The organism is Nonomuraea sp. KM90 (genome assembly GCF_052246675.1).
GTDB lineage: Bacteria > Actinomycetota > Actinomycetes > Streptosporangiales > Streptosporangiaceae > Nonomuraea.
Map to the genome: position 1 here is coordinate 83,515 of NZ_JBQQCB010000010.1, position 22,349 is coordinate 105,863.

The following is a 22,349-nucleotide window of genomic DNA, read 5'->3' on the forward strand; positions in this document are numbered from 1 at the left end:
CTTTGCTCGATGGCCTCAACCCGCAGCAGCGGGAGGCCGTGATCCATCATGGCAGTCCGCTGCTCATCGTGGCGGGGGCGGGTTCCGGGAAGACGCGGGTGCTCACGCACCGCATCGCCTATCTGCTGGCCGAGCGCGAGGTGCATCCGGGCGAGATCCTGGCGATCACCTTCACCAACAAGGCCGCCAAGGAGATGAAGGAGCGCATCGACAAGCTGGTCGGGCCGCGTTCCAAGGCGATGTGGGTGATGACGTTCCACAGCGCCTGCATGCGCATCCTGCGGCGCGAGGCCAAGCGGCTGGGGTTCCCGTCGAGCTTCTCGATCTACGACCAGGCCGACTCGCAGCGGCTCATGGCGATGGTCTGCCGGGAGATGGAGCTCGACCCGAAGCGCTACCCGCCGCGTTCGTTCTCGGCGCAGGTCAGCAACTTCAAGAACGAGCTGATCGACTACGAGACGGCGATCGACCGGGCGGGCTCGCACCTGGAGAAGACGCTCGCGCAGGCATACAAGGCCTACCAGCTCAAGCTGACCGAGGCCGGCGCGATGGACTTCGACGACATCATCATGAACACGGTGACGTTGTTCCAGCTCTTCCCGGACGTGGCGGAGCACTACCGGATGCGGTTCAGGCACGTGCTGGTGGACGAATACCAGGACACCAACCACGCCCAATACATCCTGATCAGGGAGCTCGTCGGGCATCCCGAGCTGCGGACGAACGACGGCGAGCTGGTGCGCTCGGGCGCCGACATGTCCGAGTTGTGCGTGGTGGGCGACGCCGACCAGTCCATCTACGCCTTCCGGGGCGCGACGATCCGCAACATCCTGGAGTTCGAGCGCGACTACCCGGACGCCCGCACGATCCTCCTGGAGCAGAACTACCGCTCCACCCAGAACATCCTGGCCGCCGCCAACGCCGTGATCGCGCGCAACGAGTCGCGCAAGCCGAAGAACCTCTGGTCCGACCAGGGCGACGGGCCCCTGATCGTGGGCTACGTGGCCGACAACGAGCACGACGAGGCCATGTTCGTGGCCCAGGAGGTCGACCGGCTCAGCGACGAGGAGGACGTCAAGCCGAGCGACGTCGCGGTCTTCTACCGGACCAACGCGGCCTCCCGCGTGTTCGAGGAGATCTTCATCCGCACCGGCCTGCCCTACAAGGTGGTCGGGGGCGTGCGCTTCTACGAGCGCAAGGAGGTCAAGGACCTGCTGGCCTACCTGCGGGTGCTGGCCAACCCGGCCGACGTGGTGTCCATGCGGCGCATTCTCAACGTGCCCAAGCGCGGCATCGGCGACCGGGCCGAGGCGATGATCGAGGCGCTGTCGTCGCGCGAGGGCATCACGTTCTGGGACGCGCTGCGGCGGGCCGACGAGGCGTACGGCATGGCCACCCGCTCGCTCAACGCGGTCCGCGAGTTCGTCGCCATGATCGACGAGCTGATCGCCAAGGCCGAGGGCGTGCCGCCGTCCACGCTGGCCGAGGAGATCCTCGTGGCCACCGGCTACCGCGCCGAACTGGAGGCCTCGGAGGACCCGCAGGACGAGTCGCGCCTGGAAAACCTCAACGAGCTCGTCTCCGTCGCCTCCGAGTTCGAGGAGGCCAACCCGGAGGGGACGCTGGTGGAGTTCCTGGAGCAGGTGTCGCTGGTGGCCGACGCCGACCAGATCCCCGACGCCGAGGGCGGGCAGGGAGTCGTCACGCTGATGACCCTGCACACCGCCAAGGGCCTGGAGTTCCCGGTCGTGTTCCTGACGGCCATGGAGGACGGCGTGTTCCCGCACATCCGGTCCCTGGGCGAGCCCAAGGAGCTGGAGGAGGAGCGGCGGCTGGCCTACGTCGGCATCACCAGGGCGCAGCAGCGCCTCTACCTCACCCGGGCGGCCGTCCGCAGCTCGTGGGGAGCGCCGTCGTTCAATCCCGCCTCGCGGTTCGTCAACGAGGTGCCGGGGCAGCTCATCGACTGGCGCACCGATCCGGAGAAGTCCGCCTGGAGCGCGGCCACGCGCCGCGAGCCGGCCGCGCGGCAGGCGCCGGTGGCGAAGAGCGCGGGCGGGCGCAAGGTGCCCTCCCTGACGCCCGGCGACCGGGTCACGCACGACGCGTTCGGCCTGGGCACGGTGGTGTCCGTGGACGGGGTGGCGGAGAAGACCAAGGTCAAGATCGACTTCGGGAGCGGCGGGGAGAAGACTCTGCTGCTGGCGTACGCGCCGCTGGAGAAGCTCTGAGCGGAAAAGAAAGGGGGCCGCTCCCCCTCCTCAGGTGAGCGGCCCCGGTTCCGGAACGGTCGGCGCCTCAGGCCGCCGTTCCTGGAGGGTCAGCTCTTCAGGGCGCTGCCCTTCTGCCACTGGGTCCAGTTGAGCTGCCAGTAGCTCCAGCCGTTGTTCCACTGGAGCTTGCGCTTGGTGCCGGTGATCTTCACGACGTCACCGCGCTGGGCGATCGTGTAGAACCACTTGGCCCCGGCGGGGGTGGCGCGGACGCAGCCGTGGCTCTGGTTGGAGCGGCCGAGATACTGGTAGTAGCCGGCGCTCTGGTGGACGTACTCACCGCTGTCGGAGATGCGCACCGCCCACGGGATCTCCTCCTTGTAGTAGCGCGGGTCCTTCGGATCCGTCACGCCCATCCAGGAGGAGGTCATGGTCTCGACGGCCTTCTTGCCCATGGTGAGGTGGGTGCCGCTGGTGGTGAGGTAGACGTCCACGCCGTTCCTGATCAGCCCGCCCTTGCCGGCGCTGATCGGGATCTTCTTGGCCAGCTTGCCGTTGCGGTAGACCTTCATCGTGTGCTTGCGCGTGTCGACCACGGAGATGTGCTTCGCGCCGACGGCGAACCTGCGGGAGACGTTCTTGGCGGCCGTGTTCCCGGGCAGCTCGGACAGCCGCGCGGTGAAGAGCACCTTCTGGTACGGCTTCCAGTACGTCTTCGTCCGGTAGATGACCTTGCGCTTCGACACCCAGCGCCAAGCGCCCTCGACCGGCTCCTCCGGCTCGACCTCCAGCAGCGCCTCGACGGCGGCCTTGTCTTTGACGTCACGGTCGAACGTGACGATGATCGGGAACCCGACGCCCACCTTCTCGGTCTTCTCCCCCATGGGGGTGATGTCGGCGATGCCGAGCTTGACCTTCTTCGCCGGGGCGGCGACGGCGGCGGCAAGAGGTGCGGCGGCCTGGCTGGTCGCGGGGGCGGCCTGAGCTCGCGGGACGGGTACGCTCTCCGCCGCGCAGGCCGTTGCGGCGAGCAGTGCGACCAGTGCCGGAAGCATCCGGGTGACGCGCTTCAAAGGGGTTACTCCTGGACTTAGTGCTTCGACTACCTCCTTGTGTGACTATTGGGGCCGATGATTCGTGGGCAAAATGCCCATAACTATCTTGTAACGGTCCAAATTCGCCCGAATACGGGCAGCGCACACCCGCCGAACCCCGCGGGTGACGGCGTCAGACCAGACGGCGGGCGGTGGCCCAGCGGGACAGCTCGTGCCGGTTGGAGAGCTGGAGCTTGCGCAGCACCGACGACACGTGGGTCTCGACGGTCTTGACCGAGATGAACAGCTCCTTGGCGATCTCCTTGTACGCGTACCCGCGCGCGATCAGCCGCAGCACCTCCCGCTCCCGCTGGGTCAGCGAGTCGAGCTCGGGGTCGATCGACGGCGCCTCCGACGAGGCGAACGCGTCCAGCACGAACCCCGCCAGCCGCGGCGAGAAGACCGCGTCCCCGTCGGCCACCCGGCGGATGGCGTCGGTCAGCTCCTTGCCGCTGATGTTCTTGGTCACGTAGCCGCGGGCGCCGCCCCTGATCACGCCGATGACGTCCTCGGCGGCGTCGGAGACCGACAGTGCCAGGAAGCGGACCTGGGAGCCGGCGCCCAGGACGCGGCGCAGCACCTCCTGGCCGCCGCCCCCGGGCATGTGCACGTCCAGCAGGACCACGTCGGGCTGGTGCTCGGCGATCGCCTTGACCGCCGTCTCCACGTCCTCGGCCTCGCCCACCACCTCGATCGAGTCGCCGAGCTCGGCGCGCACGCCCGAGCGGAACAGCCGGTGATCATCGACGATCAGTACGCGCGTCATGCCTTCTCCACCTTCATCGTCAACATCACTTCCGTGCCCTCGCCCGGCTCGGTGCGTACGCGGGCCGTGCCTCCGTGACGTTCCATTCTCCCGATGATGGACTCCCTGATCCCCATCCGGTCGAGCGGCACCGCCTCGAAGTCGAAGCCCTTACCCCGATCCTTCACGAAAATCGTGACCTCTTCACCCTCAACTTCGGCGTACACGGAAATAGACGGACTTTCAGAGTATTTGGCTGCGTTGACCATCGCCTGCCTGGACGCCTTCAGCATGGCCGCCAGCTTGCCCGCCGCGTCGAGGGGGATGTCGCCGACGCAGACGACCTCGATCGGCACCCCGTGCGCATCCTCCTCCTCGGCCGCGATCCGGCGTACGGCGGCCGCCACCGTCGCGTCGGCGTCCTGGGCCGGCTGGTAGAGCCAGTTGCGCAGCTCGCGCTCCTGGGAGCGGGCCAGGCGGGCGACCTCGCGCGGGTCGTGGGCGACCCGCTGGATCAGCGTGAGGGTGTGCAGCACCGAGTCGTGCACCATGGCGGCCACCTCGGCCCGCTCCTCCTGCCTGATGCGCTCGCGCCGCTCCAGCTGCAGCTCTTTCCACAGGCCGGCCAGCCAGGGGGCGGCGATGACGGCCAGGCCGCCGACCACCACGATGGTGAACAGCAGCCCCGGCCGGGCCTGGGCCAGCTCGCCCTGGGAGTAGAGGAAGCCAACCGCCCCGATCACGACGAGGACGACGCCGAGCAGCGTACGGACCCGGTTCTTCCGCATGCCGAACGCCGCGCCGCTCATCCAGCTCCTGCGGCGCTCCGGATCGGCCTGTTGCCAGAGGATCAGCGCACCGATCCCGCCCACCGCGAACGGCAACATGCCGATCCCGCCCTTGGAGGCCCCCGTCAGCCAGCCGAAGGCGAGCAGCGCCACCCCGATCGCGCTGAACGCGGCGAGCTGGCTCCAGTCCCGCTGCGGCGGCGGCCCCTGGTACGGCTGCCGCGGCGTCAGCATCCACAACACCGCGTACGCCACCACGCCGATCCCGTCGACGACGGTGAGCAGCACGAACATGAGCCTGATCACCACCGGATCAAGCTTGAGCTGCGTCGCCAGCCCCTGGGCGACACCGCCGAGCAGGCGCCCCTCGATGGGGCGCATCATCCGGCGGTAGGGCCTGTCGCCGCTCTGTTCGGCGAGTGTCTTCTGGTCAGCCATAACATGGCCATAGTCACACGTCGGGGGCGTCACGGGCATCAGGGAACAACCCCCGGGTCGGGTCAGGGGTGTCCCGGATGCGAGCACACCACGCGTAGGTCCACGATGGTACGCATGACAGAAGTTCCGCCCAGGCAACCGGCCGCTCCTCCGCGCGTGCTGCGCCGCAGCAGCGAGGGGCGCTTCCTCATGGGAGTGTGCGCGGGCCTCGGGCGGCACACCGGCATCGACCCGGTGGTGTTCCGCGTGGGCTTCGCGGTGCTGCTGCTCGGCTCCGGCATCGGGCTGTTCCTCTACCTGGCGGCGTTCCTGCTGATGAAGGAGCCGAACGGGCGCCCGGGGATCATCGAGCAGTGGACCCGGCGCGACTTCGACGCCGAGGCCGTGATGGCGCTGCTGACGGCGGTGCTGGCGTTCGGGCTGGCGATCAACCTGGCGTCCGTGTGGCTCGACACGGGGACGCTGGTGGTGGGGGTGTTCCTGGCCGTGTCGCTGCTGGCCGCGCACTCCAACGGGGTGGACCTGCTCGGGGTGGCCAGGTCGATGCCCGAGCGGCTGAGCCGGCGGCGGGGCGAGGAGCCCTCGATGGCCTTCTACGAGACCGCGGAGCCGGCTCCGCCCGTACGCGCCCCGGCCCCGCCGGCGGCCGGCCCGGCGACCGTGCCGCCCATGCGCGAGCCCGCCCCGGCCAGGACCGGCGAGCCGGTCGACGCGCCCCTGCGGCACGCGGAGACGCCCGCCCCGCAGGCGGCGGCTCCCGTCGAGGAGGCCGCACCGGTCGAGGAGCGGGCGCCGGTCCAGGACGCCACACCCCTCCAGGAGGCCGCGCCGGTCCTGGAGGTTGCACCCCTCCAGGAGGAGCGGGTGTCGCCGGAGGCGGTGACCGCGGAGCACGCGGTGCCACCGCACCGCCGGCCCGCCTCCTACCGCCCCGAGCCCCCGACCGCCGTCGACTACTCCAGCTATGGCGAGCCCTTCGCGCCGAACGGCCCCTACCAGCCGCTCGACCCCGCCAGAAGGGCCGGCTACCCGTCCTACGACCCCGTCCTGTACGGCCTCCCGGTCACCAGGCGGGAGCGCCGGCCCAAGTCGTACATCGGCGCCATCACCATCCTGCTGGCAATCATCATTGGAGGGATCGTCGTGGCCGTCCAAGCCAGGTCGGCCACCGGAGTGAGCCCGACCATCGTCGGCGGCGCCATGCTCATCACCATCGGCGCCGGCCTGCTCGTCGCCGCCTGGTGGGGACGCGGCGCCGGTCTGGTGGCCGCGGGCACCGCGGTCGCGGTGATCGTCGCCGTGGGGCTGATGCTCGGTGGCCTGCCCAAGAACATCGGTCCGGCCGAATGGGCCCCGACCAGCCCCGCCGAGGCCGGCCGGCTCTACGACGTGGGGCTCGGCGACGGCCTGCTGGACCTGTCGGAGCTGGAGCTGACAGCGGGATCGAGGGTGACGTTCAACGCCGCGATCTCGGCGGGCGAGCTCGTGGTGATCGTGCCGCCGGAGGCGAGGGTCGAGGTGCACGCCACCAACAAGATCGGCGACATCACGCTCGACCGGTCGCTCAAGGGCGGCGTGGACGTGCGCTTCGACAAGGTGCTGGAGCCCGAGGTGAAGCCGGAGGGCAAGGTCTCGACCATTGTGCTGAACCTGAGGGGCGGCCTCGGCGACATGGAGGTGCGGCGTGCCGCGTGACGTCGAGCGACCCCGGCCCCGGCGCCTGCACAGGACGGACTGGATGGCCCTGCTGAGCGGCGCGCTCTTCATCGTTCTGGGCATTCTGGTAGTGACCCGCGCGATCACGGATCCCCTGGTCCTGGTCGGTGTCATGGTGCTGGGACTGGCCTTCGCGGGGCTGGTGGCGATCATCGCGCGGGTGGTCCGCGGTAAGTAACCCGCGACGCAACCCTTGACCGGGAAAAACACCGGCGTACGTTCGGAGTGTCCGCCTTTCCCCCTGCTCCTGAGGGAGGACGTATGCCCCGAATCACCGTCACCGTCGACGGGATCAAGTATGAGGAGGACGTCGAGCCGCGACTCCTTCTCGTCCACCTACTAAGAGAACGGCTGGGCAGGACCGGCACCCCCGTCGGTTGTGACACCAGCAACTGCGGCGCCTGCACGGTCATGCTCGACGGAAAGAGCGTCAAGAGCTGCTCGGTGCTCGCGGTGCAGGCCGACGGCTGCGACGTCGTCACGATCGAGGGCCTGGGCGCCAACGGGTCGATGCACCCGATGCAGCAGGCCTTCCACGAAGAGCACGCGCTGCAGTGCGGCTACTGCACGCCCGGCATGGTCATGGCCGCGATAGATCTGCTCAGGGACGATCCGGATCCGTCGGAGGAGACGATCAGGCAGGGTCTGGAGGGCAACCTCTGCCGCTGCACCGGATACTGCAACATCGTGCGCGCCGTACGCAGGGGCGCGCAGGAGATGGGTCAGGCGGTGAGCACCTCATGACCGTCCAGGAGGTGGGCCGGCCGCGCAGGCGCAAGGAGGACGCCAGGCTGCTCACGGGGCGCACGCAGTGGACGGACAACCTTTCGCGGCCGGGCATGCTGCACGTGATGTTCCTGCGCAGCCCGATGGCGCACGCCAGGATCACCGGGGTCGACGTGTCGGGGGCGCGCGGCCTGCCGGGGGTGGTGGCGGCCTTCAGCGGCCAGGACTTCGCCGCCGAGCAGGGCAGCCTGCCGTGCGCGTGGCCGGTGAGCGAGGACATCGTCATCCCGGACCACCCGCCGATGGCCGTCTCCGAGGTGCGGTACGTGGGCGAGGCCGTGGCCTGCGTGATCGCGACCGACCGCTACCGCGCGGCGGACGCGCTGGAGGCCATCGAGGTCGACTACGAGCCGCTGCCCGCGGTCCTCGACATGAACGCGGCGCTGTCCCAGGACAGCCCGAAGGTGCACGAGGCCGGCAACAAGGCCTACAGCGCCACGATCACCTCGGGTGACATCGAGGCCGCGTTCAGGGACGCGCCCGTCGTCATCGACCGGACCTACATCCAGCAGCGGCTCATCCCCAGCGCGATGGAGCCGCGGGCGGTCCTGGCCGACACGGACGGCGAGTCGTTCACGATGTGGACGTCCACGCAGATCCCGCACGTGCTGCGGGTCATGCTGGCCGTGGTGACCGGCATCCCCGAGCACCACATCCGGGTGATCGCGCCCGACGTGGGCGGCGGGTTCGGCTCGAAGCTGCAGGTCACCGCGGAGGAGGTGCTCTGCCTGCTGATCGCCCGCAAGCTCGGCAGGCCGGTCAAGTGGACCGAGACCCGCTCCGAGGGCAACCTGACCGTGCACCACGGCCGCGACCAGATCCAGCACATCCGGCTGGCCGCCGACGCCGACGGCCGGATCCGGGGGCTCCAGGTGAACCTGCTGGCCGACATGGGCGCCTACCTCATGCTGGTCACGCCGGGCATCCCGCTGCTGGGCGCGCAGATGTTCAACGCGATCTACAAGATGGACGCGTACGAGTTCGGCTGCACGGGTGTGTTCACCACCAAGATGCCCACGGACGCCTACCGGGGCGCGGGCCGTCCCGAGGCCACGTTCGGCATCGAGCGGGTGATGGACGAGCTGGCCGCCGAGCTGAAGATGGATCCGGTGGAGGTGCGCAGGCGCAACTGGATCAAGCACGAGGAGTTCCCGTACACCACGATCTCCGGGCTGACGTACGACTCGGGCAACTACGAGGCGGCCACCGAGCGGGCGCTGTCGATGTTCGGCTACGACAAGCTGCGCGCGGAACAGGCCGACCGGCGTGACAGGGGCGACCCGGTGCAGCTCGGGATCGGCGTCAGCACGTACACGGAGATGTGCGGCCTGGCGCCGTCCAGGATGCTCGGCGAGGCCAACTACGGCGCGGGCGGCTGGGAGCACGGCGCGGTGCGCATGCTGCCGACGGGCAAGGTCGAGGTCATCACCGGCACCTCGCCGCACGGGCAGGGCCATGTGACGGCGTGGAGCCAGATCGTGGCGGACGCGCTGGGCGTGCCGTTCGAGGACATCACGGTGCTGCACGGCGACACGGCGATCGCGCACAAGGGCATGGACACCTATGGCTCGCGCTCGCTGGTCGTCGGCGGCATCGCGGTGCTGAAGGCGTGCGACAAGGTCAAGGACAAGGCCCGCAGGCTGGCCGCGCACGTGCTGGAGTGCTCGCCCGACGACCTGGAGTTCGAGGCCGGGGCGTTCAAGGTGCGCGGCACGGACTCGCAGAAGACCATCCAGGAGCTGGCCTACGCCGCGTTCACGGCGCACGACCTGCCCGAGGGCGTGGAGGCGAGGCTCGACTCCGACGCCACGTTCGACCCGGAGAACTACTCCTTCCCGCACGGCACCCACCTGTGCGCGGTGGAGGTGGACACCGAGACGGGCATGGTGAAGATCCGCTCGTACGTGGCGGTGGACGACATCGGCAAGGTCGTCAACCCGCTGATCGTGGAGGGCCAGCTGCACGGCGGCATCGCGCAGGGCATCGCGCAGGCGCTGTTCGAGGAGGCCGTCTACGACGCCGACGGCAACCTGCTGACCGCCACGATGGCCGACTACCTGCTGCCGTCGGCCGCCGACCTGCCGGGGTTCAGCCTTGACAGGACCGAGTCCCCGGCGACCAGCAACCCGCTGGGCGTCAAGGGCGTCGGGGAGGCGGGCACGATCGCCTCCACCCCGGCCGTGGTGAACGCCATCGTGGACGCCCTGCGCCGGCACGGCATCCACGACGTCCAGATGCCGTGCACGCCCGAACGCATCTGGCGCGCCCTGGCGGAGCAGGAAGGAGTGCGGCAATGATCCCCGCGCAGTTCGACTACGTGCGCCCGGACTCGATCGCCGAGGCGTGCCAGGCGCTGGCCTCCGACGAGGACGCCAAGGTCCTGGCCGGCGGGCAGTCGCTGATGCCGCTGCTGCGGATGCGGCTGACGTACCCGTCGAAGCTGGTCGACGTCGGCCGGCTGGCCGAGCTGAAGGGCGTGCACGACCGCGGCGACCACGTCTACATCGGCGCGATGGCCACGCACGACGAGGTCATGCGCTCCCCGGTGGTGACCTCCGGCTGCCCGCTGGTGGCGCTGGCCGCGGCGCACGTGGCCGATCCGGCCATCAGGCACCGGGGCACGTTCGGCGGTTCGCTGGCCCACGCGGATCCGGCGGGTGACCTGCCCGCCGTGGCGCTGGCGCTGGATGCCGTGCTCGTGGCCGCCTCGGCGCGGGGCGAGCGCGAGATCCCGGCCGCCGAGTTCTTCGTCGACTACCTGGAGACGTCGCTGGAGCAGGGCGAGATCCTGGCCGGGGTGAAGATCCCGAAGCTGGGCGCGGGCTGGGGCTTCCACTACGAGAAGTTCCGCAGGACCGCGCAGGCGTGGGCCATCGTCGGGGTGGCGGCGGCCGTCAGGCGCTCCAACGGCTCGATCGCCGAGGCCCGGATCGGGCTGACGAACATGGCGCCGACGCCGGTGCGCGCCCGCGCCACCGAGTCCGCCCTGACGGGCGTGGAGCTGGGCGACCAGGTACGGCAGGCGTGCGACGAGGCGGCGGAGGGTACCTCCCCGTCCGCCGACCTGAACGCGCAGCCGGACTACCGCCGGCATCTGGCCAGGGTCCTGACCCACCGCGCGGTACGCACGGCGGCCGGATCCCCCTGAGGTCGGTGGGGGCGCCTCTTCCGGGGCGCCCCCACCCCGGCATAGGGTCACAGGCATCGGGTAAAGGAGCGAATCGATGGCGATGCGGTTCGAGCACGAGTTCACTGTTCCCGTTCCGATCGAGCAGGCCTGGGCCGTGTTGCTCGACGTCGAGCGGGTCGCGCCATGCCTGCCCGGGGCGACGCTGGACATCTTCGAGGGCGACGAGTTCACCGGGCGGATGAAGGTCAAGGTCGGCCCGATCACGGTCACCTATCGCGGCTCGGCCAGGTTCGAGGACGTGGACAAGGACTCCTACTCGCTGGCCATCCAGGCGTCGGGCAAGGAGGCCCGGGGCTCGGGCACGGTCTCCGCCACGGTCAGGGCGCGCATGCAGCCGCGCGACGAGGCCACGCTGGTGACCGTGGAGACGACGTTCAACGTCACCGGCCGGCCCGCCCAGTTCGGCAGGGGCGTGATGGCCGAGGTGGGCGGCAAGCTCATCGAGAGGTTCGCCGGCAACCTGGCCGATCTGCTCTCCGAGCCCACGGTCGAGGCGGTCGCCCCGCAGGAGGGCTCGCCGGCGCAGGAGGAGGAGCGGCACCTGAGCGCGGTGCCGGCGCCCGAGCAGGAGGGGCGGCCCGCGGGCACGCAGCGCACGTCGCGCACGCCCGACGAGGAGGCGCTCGACCTGCTGGAGATCGCCGGGCAGCCGCTGCTCAAGCGGCTGGCGCCGATCGCGGGCGCGGTCGTGGCGCTGCTGTTCATCGCCTGGGTGATTCGTCGGCTTATGCGGTGATTTTCGGCAAATAGTCAATCAAGTCCGGACACTTCCCCCGACCTGGGGGAAGTGCCATTCCCGCGGATAGGTCTATCTACGGGGGACTTGTGATGCCGGACTGCACCGTTGTCGTCATCACGTATAACGACGCGGCCCGCCTGCCCAGGGCCGTACGTTCCGTGCTCCGGCAGTCGCTGCGCGACCTCGAAGTGATCATCGCCGACGACGCCAGCACGGACGGCACGCCGGAGGTGGCCAGGCGGCTCGCGCGAGCCGATCCGCGGGTGCGCTACCTGCGCAGGCCGGTCAACAGCGGCGGCTGCGGGGCGCCGCGCAACGACGGGATCGACGCCGCCGCCGCGCCGTACATCATGTTCCTGGACAGCGACGACGAGCTGCCCAGGCACGCGTGCAAGAGCCTGCTCGCCGAGATCGAGCGGACCGGGGCCGAGTTCGTGTCGGGGCAGATCTCGCGGCTGTTCGAGTCGAACGGGCGGCTGCAGCCGTACTACCCGTCGTTGTTCGCCAGGCGGCGGGTGGTCGAGGGCATCCGGGAGGAGCCGGAGCTGTTCCTCGACTGCTTCAGCACCAACAAGCTCTACGACGTGGGCTGGCTGCGGGCCCGCGCGCTGCGCTTCCCCGAGGACATCCACTACGAGGACCACGTCTTCGCCGCCGAGCTGTACGCGGTGGCGCGCAGGTTCGCGATCGTGCCGTGGACGGTCTACCACTGGCACCGGGCGCGCACGAACGAGTCGATCTCGCTGAGCATCGACGACCTGGAGAACGTGCGGCAGCGGGTGATCGCGGCCCGGCTGAGCGACGACATCCTGCGCGACTACGGCGCCGCCGACCTGGTGCCGCACCGGCAGTACCGGTTCGTCCGCCAGGACCTGCGCGTCTACCTCAACCCCCTGCCCCTGCGGGACCTGGTGTGGACCAAGGAGTTCGCCTCAGTGGTGCGGCCGTACCTGGAGGAGATCCCCGACGAGGTGTTCGAGCGGATCGACCCGCTGGACCGGGTCTGCTGCCGGCTCATCCTGGACGACCGGATCGAGGACCTGCGGGTGGCGGCGGGCTCGCTGACCGGACCGCGGGCCGCGCCGCGCGCGGCCGTGCAGCTCGACGGCCGGACGTACTGGGGCACGTCGGCCTCCCCCGGCCTGGACATCACGAAGCTGCGGCTGGCCGAGCTGCCCTTCACCGCCTCCCGGCTGCGGCACGAGGTGGCGAGCCTGTCCTCCGACGGCGAGCGGGTGCGGATGACCGTGCGCACCTACGACCCGTTCGGCGCGCTGCCGCCGGAGTGGACGGCGTTCCTGCAGCTCGGCAAGGAGCGGATCCCCATCGAGCCGGAGCCGTCGGGCGGGGGCGGATACCTCAGCGAGGTCACGTTCAGGCCCTCGGGCAAGTGCGACCCGCGCATCGGCTTCACCCGGACCTCCGACGGGCACACCACGACCGACCGGATCATCGTCGATCCCCGCACCGAGCCGATCGAGCTGCCCGGGTGCACGCTCAAGGCCGAGGGGTACACGGCGTACCTGTGCGTGCGTCCCGACTCCATCCCGCAGTCGGTGTGGCGGCGGGTCAGGCGGCGGCTGATGAGGCACTTGAACACGCCGGCGAACAAGCTGCGGGCGTACAAGGTGATGATCAGGGTGCTGCCGCGCCGCCCGGACCTCGCGCTGTTCGAGTCGGACGTCGGCAAGGGCTACAGCGGCAGCCCGCGGGCCATCTACGAGGAGGTGCGGCGGCGCGGCCTGCCGATCGAGGCGGTCTGGTCGGTGGCCAAGGGCCGCCGGAACTTCCCCTCCGACGTCCGCCTCGTCCGCCGGGGCAGCTGGCGCTACATCTACACGATGGCCAGGGCCGGCATCTGGGTGGACAGCCACGGCTTCCCGCTGGACTATCCCAAGCCCCGCGGCACCCGCTACCTGCAGACGTGGCACGGGCAGGGGATCAAGTCGATCGGGTTCGACGCGCCCGACCTGCGCGGCGACTTCGACAAGCCGCGGGCGCAGTGGCGGGCCGCGGTCGCCCGGTGGGACGCGCTGGTCTCGCCGAGCGCGGAGTTCTCGCGGGTGTTCCTGCCGTCGAACGGCTACTCGGGCAAGGTGTACAGGTGCGGGACGCCCCGGTGCGACGCGCTCGTGCGGGCCGAGCCGTCGGGCGAGGTGCGCAGGCGGCTGGAGATCCCGCCCGGACGGCAGGTCCTGCTCTACGCGCCCACGTACCGGGACCGGGTGAAGGGCAGCGGCCAGTCCGTACGGGTGGACCTGGAGCTCATGGCCGACGAACTGGCCGACGACTGGGTGGTGATCCTGCGTACGCACCCGGTGGAGCGCTACAGCCCGCCCGAGCACCTCAGGCACTTCGTCCGCTCCGCCGCGTCGTACCCGGAGATCAACGACCTGATGCTGGCCTCGGACGCGCTGCTGACCGACTACTCCTCCGTCATGTGCGACTACGCACTGACCGGCAAGCCGATGCTGTTCTTCGTCGACGACTGGGACGACTACCGCCTCTCGGAGCGCGGCGTCTACCACGACCTGCCCGCCATCGCCCCGGGCCCGTGCCTCTCGACGACCGGGGACCTGATCGCCGCGCTGCGCGAGCTGCCGGCCGTGCACGAGTCCTACGCCGAGCGGTACGCGGCCTTCCGCGACCTGTGGTGCGCCGACGAGCGCGGCGACGCGGCGGCCAGGATCGTGGCCGACTTCTTCGAGGAGACCCGATGACCGTCGTCTTCACCTGCCTGGACGCCGACAGGCTCGGCGGCGTCCAGCAGGTCACCCACACCCTGGCCCAGGGCCTGGCCCGGCGCGGGCACGACGTGCACGTGATCGGGCTGCAACGCGCCGCCGCCCCGTTCAGGTACGTCGAGCGCCCCCTCTACCGCCGGCACGTCATCAGCCGCCGGCCCGCGCGGGGCACGCTCGCCCGCAGGCGGGCCGACCGGCGGCTGCAGGAGCTGCTCGGCGCCGTCGGGCCGGGTTACGCGATCATGACCTCGCCGTCCGTGGTGGCCCGGCTGTCGGGGCTGCTGCCGGACACGCTGCGGCCGATCGGGCAGTACCACGGCTCGTACGACCACGCCCGCGGCTGCTGGCACCTGGCCTCGATCCGGCGCCACTACCCCGGCCTCGAACAGTCCGTCTTCCTCAGCGAGGACGACGCCTGGCTGTTCTCCGAGCACGCGCTGCTGCCCAACGCGGGCGCGCTGCCGAACCCGCTGGCGGACTGGCCGGAGGAGATGTCGGCGCTGGAGTCGCCGCGCGTGCTCGGCGTGGGCCGGCTGGAGGGGGTCAAGCGGTTCGACCGGCTGATCAGCGCGTTCGCCCGCTCGGGCGCGCCCCCGCCGTGGGAGCTGCACCTCATCGGGGACGGCGGCGAGCTGGAGCGGCTGCGCGCGCACGCGGACCGGGAGGGCGTGGGCGGCCGCGTGGTGTTCAGGGGGCTGGTGCCCGCCGCGCGGATGCCGGCCGAGTACCTCGCGGCCTCGGTCCTGGGGCTGACCAGCGAGCACGAGGGCCTGCCGATCGTGCTGCTGGAGTCGGGGGCGCACGGGGTGCCGGCGGTGGCGTTCGACGTGTCGGGAGGCGTGCGCTCGGCCGGGCCGGTGCTGGTGCCGCCGGGCGACGTGGACGCGTTCGGGGCGGAGCTGGCGCGGCTGATCGGGGACGAGGAGGAGCGGCGGCGCCTGGGGGCCGACGCCCGGGCACGGGCCGAGGCGTTCCGCCTCGACCACGTGCTGGACCGATGGGAGTCGATGTTCGCCCACATCGAGCGCTAGACGTCCCTGGCTAGACGGGTTCCGTCAGCTCCTTGCGCTGCTGCGGCACCCCGGCCAGCGAGCGCTGGCGCGTGGTGAGCATGGCGGCCACGGGGCTCGGCTCGCGCAGCCGGTTCAGCCGGTCGCGCATGCTCTTGCGCATCCGGCTGGCCTTGCGCTTCTGCATCGTCTTCTGGCAGGCCACGATGTGCTCCTTGGCCGGCTTGAGGGCGCCGCTCAGCTCGTACCCCATGGACTCCAGGCGGTCGCCGAGCATGTGCTCGCACAGCGACACCTCCCAGTCGTCCAGCCGGTTCGCCCAGCTCCCGACCCGGCTGCGGGTGACCTCGCGGTGCGTGTTGCTGTGCCAGACCTTGTGCTGCGGCACCGCCACGCTGGCCGCCTCGCGCGGCGAGATCATCGCCGGCGAGAAGTCCTCCTCCAGGAAGTGGCAGAGCTTCTTCAGCTCGGTCATCGGGTCGTCGGTGAGGTCCTCGTAGCGCAGCTCGTAGTACGTGTCCTCGGACAGCGTGCGCTTCAGCCGACCGCCCGCGTCGATGGCCTCGGCCCAGGTGGAGACGGCGTGGAAGGAGTCGAGGGTGTACCAGGGCATCTCCTTCAGCGAGGCCACGCAGTCGCGGCCGTCCCTGATGAGGTGGATGAACTGGGCGTCGGGGAAGAGCCGCAGCAGCAGGTCCACCTGCTTGACGTAGCTCGGCCGCTTGTCGCCCCAGCGGGCCTTGTCGAACCGGTCGGCGTACATGCGGAACGCCGTGCCGATCACCGAGCCGAGCGAGCCGGGGCCCGCCACGGCCTGCCTGACGAACTCGTCCTTGTCGATCTTGAGTTCGCGGAACTTCGTGCTGCGGTCGGTCGCGATCCACTGCGCCAGAGCCCGGCGGCGCTGGTCGATCCGCAGGTCGCCCCATGTGCGGCGGCGGTAATAAGCGGGAATGAGGAAGCGCGTCTCCGGAGGCACCGCCATACGGGGGTGCGAGTGGAGCATGAGCTGGAGCATCGTGGTGCCGGACCGCGGGCATCCGATGACGAAGACTGGTCGGTCTGACATGTCGTACTAACCCCCGAAAACTTAGACGAGAACGTGCTCTCGGCTCTCCTGAGACGAGCCCACGCCGTGCCTGCGCGTGAAGAGCCACATCCGGTAGACAAGGAAGACCTCGTTGGCCAGCAGCAGAACCCCCGACGCCACGGCGAGCGGGATCAGCGCCCATGCCCCCGCTATGGGCGCGATCACGAACACCGCCGCGTGGAACTCGATGCCGCTGACCAGGTGCGAGCGGACGCGATGCCGGGCCAGGAACCTGTTGAGCCGCCTGAAGAGCCGGAAGAACCAACGCGGCCGGGGCGCCCGCCCCAGCGGCTCGGCCGGCTCCGGCACGAGGGGATCCGGCGACAGGGGGTCCAGGTCGATCTCGGGTTCCTGGCGCTCCTCCCTGATGGCCTCGCGTACGCGCTTCATCTGCGGCGCGTTGACGTACCTGAACAGGTCCAGCACGGCCACCGCCGCGCCGAGGACGACGTAGCTCACATCGCCGGTCAGCGCGTACTGCCCGTATGCCAGCCCCCCGGCACACAGGACCACCCTGATCCGGTCCCCCACGTAGTCGAGCCAGAGGCCGAAGGGCGTCCCCGTACCCTTGAGCCTGGCTATTTTGCCGTCCACGCAGTCGATCATGAAGCTCAGATAGAAGAAGACTGCGCCCGCTATGAGCTGATTCATTGCGAAACCGACGGCCGACCCCAGGCCGAGGACCAGCGAGAACACGGTGAGCCCGTTGGGCGTCAGCCGGGTGCGATTGGCGACGGGAAGGGCGACCCGGCAGGCGACCGGGTCCACGAAATACACGGTCCACCAGGAATCTCTCCGCTTGCGTGTCTCGTAGACGTCATCGAGCGAATAGGTCCTCATGGATCCCAGCATGACCACGCGACGCGCCGGAACGATTACTGTCTGGAACTACTGGGGCATGTCCATGCCGCTTCTTGACCAACCCGGCACCGAAAACCGCCACGCGGTGTTGGCCTCGCCGTCCCGGCACCAGCCTTTCAGCACCAAACCGCGCATTTCAGCCCGAACCTGGAGCCGCCAGGGTCCGCCGCCTTCGAGGCGCTCGGGGTCGATGGCGGCCACGACGCCGTAGCGGCCCTTGCGCCGCGTCTCCAGGGGGATCCGGCGGCGTCCGTCGCTGAGCCACAGGCCGACCTTGGGGATCTTGCGGTCGACGCGGTGGATGGCCACGTGGCCGCGCAGGCGGTACGCGGCGCCGGCCCGCTCGCACGAATCGACCCTGGCGATCAGCTTGAGCTCGTCGCGGGCGTCGAACACCTCGTCGGGGATGCGCAGGCGGCGGTCGCGGAAGAAGGGGTAGTCGCCGTACCAGTTGGCGACCCGGCGGCCGCGCGGCACCACGCGGGTGACGTCCTCGCGCCCGCGCCGGAACTCGCGCACGGTGCGCAGCTCGTCGACCAGGCCGCGCCCGAGCAGGTGCAGCTCCAGGCGGCGCAGCGACGGCGCGGTGGCCAGCACGTGCGGGCCCAGCTCGGCCTGCCAGGCGCGGCCCAGCTCCAGCAGCGGCTCCGGGTCCTCCTCGCACCGCTCCAGCGCCTGGAACAGGAAGAGGGTGTCCTTCTCCAGCACGAGGGCGTCGAAGCCGTCGAGCAGCTCGGGCGCCCGCTCGTCGAGGAAGGCGCGCACCGCCCGGATGGCCGCCAGCCGCTCCTGCAGGTTGGGCAGCTCGGAGCGGCGCTGGGTGATCGAGGTGCCGCCCTCCTCGCGCTTGCGCCAGTGGTAGACCACCTCGCCCACCATGTCCACGCTGGTCGCCAGCACGTGGGCCTGCATGGCGACGGGCACGTCCTCGTAGATGCCGGCCGGGAAGCGCAGGCCGCAACGCTCCCAGAAGTCGCGCCGGTAGACCTTGTTCCACACGGTGCGGTCCCTGATCAGCACCTGCTTGTCGGTGATGTGGGTGCACAGCTGGGGGCGCCTGAACACCTTCTCGTGCAGGATCGACTCCTCCAGCTCGCCGTCCACGAGCCGCCTGACCGCGCCGCACGCCAGGTCGGAGCCGGTCTCGGCGAGCTTGCCGACGAGCCGCTCGTACGCCTCCGGCGGCACGACGTCATCGCTGTCGGCGAAGGCCAGGTAGGTGCCGCGGGCCTGCCTGATCCCCTGGTTGCGGGCCGGGCCCGGCCCGAGGTTGCGCTGGCCGATCAGCACGAAACGCTCGTCCCTGGCGACGAAGTCCTCGGCGACGCGCCGGCTGCCGTCCACGGAGCCGTCGTCCACGAGGATCACCTCGAGGTCGTCGAGGGTCTGGGCGGCCAGCGATTTGAGGCACTCGGTGATGTACGGCTCCACGTTGTAGAACGGGACGACGACGCTGAGCAGGGGGATCATGCCGAATTCGCTCCTTGGCTCGGTACGGGGGGTCGAGGGCAGCATGCCCCGGCGGCCCAGCTGATTCCGTGTCCGATGCCCGTCCCTGATGAGCTCTTTACCGGACGCGGAATCCGCTACGTTGTGCAATGGAACGAACACAGATAGTAGGGGGAGTAGGAGGAGCGGTGCTGAGAGACGTCCGGGACGACGATCTGCCGGTGATGCGCCGGTGGCGCAACCACCCTCGGGTGCGCGCCGCCAGCTTCACCACGCACGAGATCGCGGAGGACGAGCACGCCCGCTGGTGGGCGGCCACCCGCGCCGACGCGGGCCGGCGCGTGCTGATCTACGACCACGAGGGCACCGCCGCGGGCGTGGTGACCTTCGCCGGCCTCTCGCCCAAGAGCGCCGACTGGGGCTACTACCTCGACCTCGACGGCCTGGAGCGGTCGGGGACGCTGCTGCGGGCCTGGGCCGGGCTGGAGCGGGCGGCCATCGAGCACGCCTTCGGGCCGCTCGGGCTGACGACGCTGCGGGGTGAGGTGCTGGCCGGCAACGAGCCGGTCAGGCGGCTGCACCGGCGGTTCGGGTTCGTCGAGGTGGGCGCCTACCTGCGGGAGGTGGACGGGGTGCCGCGCGACGTCGTGGCCATCGAGCTCAGGAAGGAACACGCATGATCTCCATCGGGGGGCGGGCGATCGGGGCCGGCCATCCGCCGTTCGTCGTGGCGGAGCTGTCGGGCAACCACAACGGCAGCCTGGAGCGGGCGCTGGCCATCGTGGACGCGGTGGCCGAGGCCGGGGCGCACGCGCTGAAGCTGCAGACGTACCTGCCGGACACGCTGACCATCGACTGCGACGGGCCCGCGTTCCGCGTGGGCGACGAGCACGAGCTGTGGGGTGGCGAGAACCTCTACCGGCTCTTCGAACGCGCCCACACGCCGTGGGAGTGGCACGAGCCGATCTTCCGGCGGGCGCGCGAGCGCGGGCTGATCGCGTTCTCGGCGCCCTTCGACCCCACGGCGGTCGAGCTCCTGGAGAAGCTGGGCGTGCCGGCGTACAAGATCGCTTCGTCGGAGATCGTGGACCTGCCGCTGATCCGGCTCGCGGCCGCCACGGGCAAGCCGCTGATCATCTCCACGGGGATGGCCGGCATCTCCGAGATCGACGCCGCGGTGTCTGCCGCCCGCGAGGCCGGGTGCGCCCAGCTCGCCGTGCTGTCGTGCACGGCCTCCTACCCGGCCGCGCCCTCGGAGAGCAACCTGCGGTCGCTGCCGCTGCTGGCCGCGCTCACCGGCGAGGTGGTGGGCCTGTCCGACCACACCCCCGGGATCGGGGCCGCGCTGGCGTCCGTGGCGCTGGGGGCGTGCCTGATCGAGAAGCACGTCACCATGTCGCGGGCCGAGGGCGGGGTGGACGCGGCGTTCTCGCTGGAGCCGGCCGAGCTGGCGGCGCTGGTGGTGGAGAGCGAGCGGGCCTGGCAGTCGCTGGGCGACGTGACGATCGGGCCACGCCCCTCGGAGCGCGAGGGGCTGCGCTTCCGGCGCTCGCTGTACGTGGTGCGCGACGTGAGCGCGGGCGAGCCGGTGACGCCGGACAACGTACGCTCGATCCGGCCCGCGGGCGGTCTGCCCCCCGACTCGGCCGGGCAGGTGATGGGCCGCCGCTTCACCCGGGACGTGCCCTTCGGCACCCCGCTCACCTGGGACCTGATCTAGCCGATCGCGAGCAGGGCGTCGGCGACCCGCTCCCGGCCCCTGCCGTCCACCAGGCCGCGGCCCCGCCCGCCCAGCTCCTCGCGGGCGGCGGGGTCGCCGAGCAGGCGGGCCAGCACGCCGACGGCCTCCGCGCCCGCCTCACCCCCCAGGCCCGCCGCCGCGCCGCGGCCCACGAGCTCCTCGTAGCCAATCAGCTGGTTGTCCGCCACCCAGCTCAACGCCGTGGGCACGCCGAGGTAGAGCAGCTCCCAGACGGCCGAGCCGGCCGCGGTGAGCACGAGGTCGGCCCCGGCCATCAGCTCGGGCAGCCGGTCCGTCGGCGGGATCACGGTGATCGGCCCGCCCGCCTCGAACGGCGCCGGGCTGACGACCGTACCGTGGAAGGGCCGCCCGGTCGCCCTGAGGGCCCGCGCCCAGGCCGGTGCGACGCCCGCGCTGTCGGTGCCGCCGAAGAAGCACAACACCCGTGGGACGTCGCCCCCGCCGGGTGCCCGCGTACGCCGCCGCACGCTGTCGCGCAGCAGCACGTACGGGGCTCCCGCGAGGCGCCGGGCCCGCCGCGGGAAGGGCCGCCGCTCGGCACCGAGGTTCTGGTCGAGGTAGAGGTCGGCCTCCTGGCCCAGCGGGTCGCCGTCCACGATCGCCAGCACCGCGAGCCCGGCCTCCCTGAGCACCGCGCCCGTCTTGTCCGGCAGGTCGTAGGAGTCGAGCACCACGGCGTCCAGGGCCAGGCCGCGGGCCAGGGCGGCCAGCCGTACCGGCTCCTGGGGCGCGGGCACCAACCGGAACCCGCGCTCGCGAAGCTGCGCCCGCGCCCAGTCCGAGCCGCGCACCTCCCCCAGGAAGGCCACCTCGACGCCCCGGGCGCACAGCTCCTCCGCCAGCGCCACGCACCGCACCAGGTGGCCGACCCCGCTCCGGACCCCGGCGTCGCAGCGGAAACCCACCCGGCCGCCCGGGCGACCGGGGCCTGCTCCGCCCGTCATGCGTCCTGCAGGGCCTTCTGCCGGACGTGGGCGTTGAGCCCGCACACCTCGGGCCGCTCGCGCAGCCAGCCCACCAGCGTCCTGGCCGGCAGGCAGCGGTCGCCCAGCTCGGCCACCACCGTGGAGATCAGCCGCCAGTCGTCCTCGGTGTCGAGCGTGACCCGCAGGTCGTCGGCGGCGGGCCGGTAGGCCAGCCCGAGCAGCCGGGCGTCGCCGGGGTGCTCGTAGACGTAGGAGGTCACGTGGGTGCGGTGGAAGCCGGTGGCCTCCTCGTCGGCCCGCCGGAGCGCGGCCCGGCCGGCGATCTCCACGTCGAGCCCGCGCGGCAGCGTGCGCGCCAGGCTCGTGCTCAGGTAGTCGAGCCCCGGGACGGCGCGGAAGACCAGCGCCGCCTCCCTGATCACGGCCGGGTCCAGCAGCGGGCAGTCGGCCGTGAACCGCATCATGGCGTCCCACCGCCGCCCCGCCAGCGCCTGCGCGAACCGGGTCAGCACGTCGTCCACCGGCCCCCGGTGCCAGGCCACGCCGAGCCGGCGGCACTCGTCGACCACCGCGTCGTCGGCCGGCTCGGTCGTGGTGGCGACGAGGAGGTCGTCGAGCGCGCCCGCCTCCCGCGCGGCGCGGACCACCCACCCCAGCACGGAGCGGCCCCCCAGCTCCCGCAGCACCTTCCCCGGCAGGCGGGTCGAGCCCATGCGAGCCTGAACTATTCCGACAATACGCACCGAAGCCCCATTCCCCCGTGTGACTCTGTGTCGCTGTCCGATCGCGCTATGCTAC

Annotated in this window: 19 protein-coding genes; 11 read left to right on the top strand and 8 right to left on the bottom strand. The window is 71.0% G+C overall.

Going from position 1 to position 22,349, the window contains the following annotated elements; genetic code table 11:
• Window positions 1-2 precede the first annotated feature (2 nt).
• On the top strand, window positions 3-2,231 hold the full coding sequence (pcrA, locus tag ACTWPW_RS14095; RefSeq protein WP_443169019.1) for a DNA helicase PcrA: 2,229 nt from the start codon (window positions 3-5) through the stop codon (window positions 2,229-2,231).
• Between the two features lie 89 nt (window positions 2,232-2,320).
• Here the strand turns inward: pcrA and ACTWPW_RS14100 are convergent, their stop codons facing one another.
• From ACTWPW_RS14100 to ACTWPW_RS14110, 3 genes are all read right to left on the bottom strand, one after another.
• Window positions 2,321-3,286: a L,D-transpeptidase gene (locus ACTWPW_RS14100; protein ID WP_375116666.1), complete on the bottom strand. Its 966-nt coding sequence runs from the start codon at window positions 3,284-3,286 to the stop codon at window positions 2,321-2,323.
• 154 nt (window positions 3,287-3,440) lie between these two features.
• Window positions 3,441-4,073: a response regulator gene (locus ACTWPW_RS14105; protein WP_103960783.1), complete on the bottom strand. Its 633-nt coding sequence runs from the start codon at window positions 4,071-4,073 to the stop codon at window positions 3,441-3,443.
• Window positions 4,070-5,278, bottom strand: a complete 1,209-nt coding sequence (locus ACTWPW_RS14110; protein WP_375116665.1) for an ATP-binding protein — start codon at window positions 5,276-5,278, stop codon at window positions 4,070-4,072. Before ACTWPW_RS14110 ends, ACTWPW_RS14105 begins: the two co-directional genes overlap by 4 nt.
• Before the next feature lie 114 nt (window positions 5,279-5,392).
• Here ACTWPW_RS14110 and ACTWPW_RS14115 point away from each other — a divergent pair, with 114 nt between their 5' ends.
• The 8 genes from ACTWPW_RS14115 to ACTWPW_RS14150 all read left to right on the top strand — a co-directional run bounded on the left by ACTWPW_RS14115 (window position 5,393) and on the right by ACTWPW_RS14150 (window position 15,484).
• Window positions 5,393-6,973, top strand: a complete 1,581-nt coding sequence (locus tag ACTWPW_RS14115) for a PspC domain-containing protein (RefSeq protein WP_443168974.1) — start codon at window positions 5,393-5,395, stop codon at window positions 6,971-6,973.
• A gap of 43 nt (window positions 6,974-7,016) precedes the next feature.
• Window positions 7,017-7,172: a hypothetical protein gene (locus ACTWPW_RS14120; RefSeq protein ID WP_364112763.1), complete on the top strand. Its 156-nt coding sequence runs from the start codon at window positions 7,017-7,019 to the stop codon at window positions 7,170-7,172.
• Window positions 7,173-7,255: 83 nt separating this feature from the next.
• Window positions 7,256-7,738 carry a (2Fe-2S)-binding protein gene (locus ACTWPW_RS14125; RefSeq protein ID WP_364112765.1) on the top strand — a complete coding sequence of 161 codons (483 nt, stop codon included), beginning with the start codon at window positions 7,256-7,258 and terminating at the stop codon, window positions 7,736-7,738.
• The gene (locus ACTWPW_RS14130) at window positions 7,735-10,077 is read left to right on the top strand and encodes a xanthine dehydrogenase family protein molybdopterin-binding subunit (RefSeq protein WP_375116662.1); all 2,343 of its coding nucleotides are present in this window, start codon (window positions 7,735-7,737) and stop codon (window positions 10,075-10,077) included. Before ACTWPW_RS14125 ends, ACTWPW_RS14130 begins: the two co-directional genes overlap by 4 nt.
• Entirely contained in the window at window positions 10,074-10,928 is an 855-nt protein-coding gene (locus ACTWPW_RS14135) for an FAD binding domain-containing protein (RefSeq protein WP_375116661.1), read from the top strand. The genes ACTWPW_RS14130 and ACTWPW_RS14135 overlap by 4 nt, the downstream gene beginning before the upstream one ends.
• Window positions 10,929-11,004: 76 nt before the next feature.
• The gene (locus ACTWPW_RS14140) at window positions 11,005-11,706 is read left to right on the top strand and encodes an SRPBCC family protein (protein WP_443168975.1); all 702 of its coding nucleotides are present in this window, start codon (window positions 11,005-11,007) and stop codon (window positions 11,704-11,706) included.
• Window positions 11,707-11,798: 92 nt separating this feature from the next.
• Complete coding sequence (locus ACTWPW_RS14145; RefSeq protein WP_443168976.1) at window positions 11,799-14,429, top strand: bifunctional glycosyltransferase/CDP-glycerol:glycerophosphate glycerophosphotransferase; 2,631 nt, start codon at window positions 11,799-11,801, stop codon at window positions 14,427-14,429.
• Complete coding sequence (locus tag ACTWPW_RS14150; protein WP_375116658.1) at window positions 14,426-15,484, top strand: glycosyltransferase; 1,059 nt, start codon at window positions 14,426-14,428, stop codon at window positions 15,482-15,484. Before ACTWPW_RS14145 ends, ACTWPW_RS14150 begins: the two co-directional genes overlap by 4 nt.
• A 10-nt stretch (window positions 15,485-15,494) precedes the next feature.
• Here the strand turns inward: ACTWPW_RS14150 and ACTWPW_RS14155 are convergent, their stop codons facing one another.
• The 3 genes from ACTWPW_RS14155 to ACTWPW_RS14165 are packed head-to-tail and all read right to left on the bottom strand — an operon-like array spanning window position 15,495 to window position 18,884.
• Complete coding sequence (locus ACTWPW_RS14155; RefSeq protein WP_443168977.1) at window positions 15,495-16,532, bottom strand: sulfotransferase family protein; 1,038 nt, start codon at window positions 16,530-16,532, stop codon at window positions 15,495-15,497.
• 21 nt (window positions 16,533-16,553) lie between these two features.
• The gene (locus ACTWPW_RS14160) at window positions 16,554-17,393 is read right to left on the bottom strand and encodes a CDP-alcohol phosphatidyltransferase family protein (RefSeq protein ID WP_375116656.1); all 840 of its coding nucleotides are present in this window, start codon (window positions 17,391-17,393) and stop codon (window positions 16,554-16,556) included.
• Window positions 17,394-17,441: 48 nt separating this feature from the next.
• Complete coding sequence (locus tag ACTWPW_RS14165; RefSeq protein ID WP_443168978.1) at window positions 17,442-18,884, bottom strand: glycosyltransferase family 2 protein; 1,443 nt, start codon at window positions 18,882-18,884, stop codon at window positions 17,442-17,444.
• A gap of 167 nt (window positions 18,885-19,051) precedes the next feature.
• On the opposite strand from ACTWPW_RS14165, the gene ACTWPW_RS14170 reads away from it, so the two are divergent.
• Together ACTWPW_RS14170 and pseI are read left to right on the top strand one after the other, a co-directional pair.
• Window positions 19,052-19,543: a GNAT family N-acetyltransferase gene (locus ACTWPW_RS14170; RefSeq protein WP_443168979.1), complete on the top strand. Its 492-nt coding sequence runs from the start codon at window positions 19,052-19,054 to the stop codon at window positions 19,541-19,543.
• Window positions 19,540-20,583, top strand: a complete 1,044-nt coding sequence (gene pseI, locus ACTWPW_RS14175) for a pseudaminic acid synthase (RefSeq protein ID WP_375116654.1) — start codon at window positions 19,540-19,542, stop codon at window positions 20,581-20,583. The genes ACTWPW_RS14170 and pseI overlap by 4 nt, the downstream gene beginning before the upstream one ends.
• On the opposite strand, the gene ACTWPW_RS14180 is transcribed toward pseI, so the two are convergent.
• A complete protein-coding gene (locus ACTWPW_RS14180) occupies window positions 20,580-21,569 on the bottom strand; it encodes a PseG/SpsG family protein (RefSeq protein ID WP_443168980.1) in 990 nt (329 codons plus the stop codon). The genes pseI and ACTWPW_RS14180 overlap by 4 nt on opposite strands.
• Complete coding sequence (locus tag ACTWPW_RS14185) at window positions 21,566-22,294, bottom strand: cytidylyltransferase domain-containing protein (protein ID WP_375116652.1); 729 nt, start codon at window positions 22,292-22,294, stop codon at window positions 21,566-21,568. The genes ACTWPW_RS14180 and ACTWPW_RS14185 overlap by 4 nt, the downstream gene beginning before the upstream one ends.
• Between the last annotated feature and the right edge of the window lie 55 nt (window positions 22,295-22,349).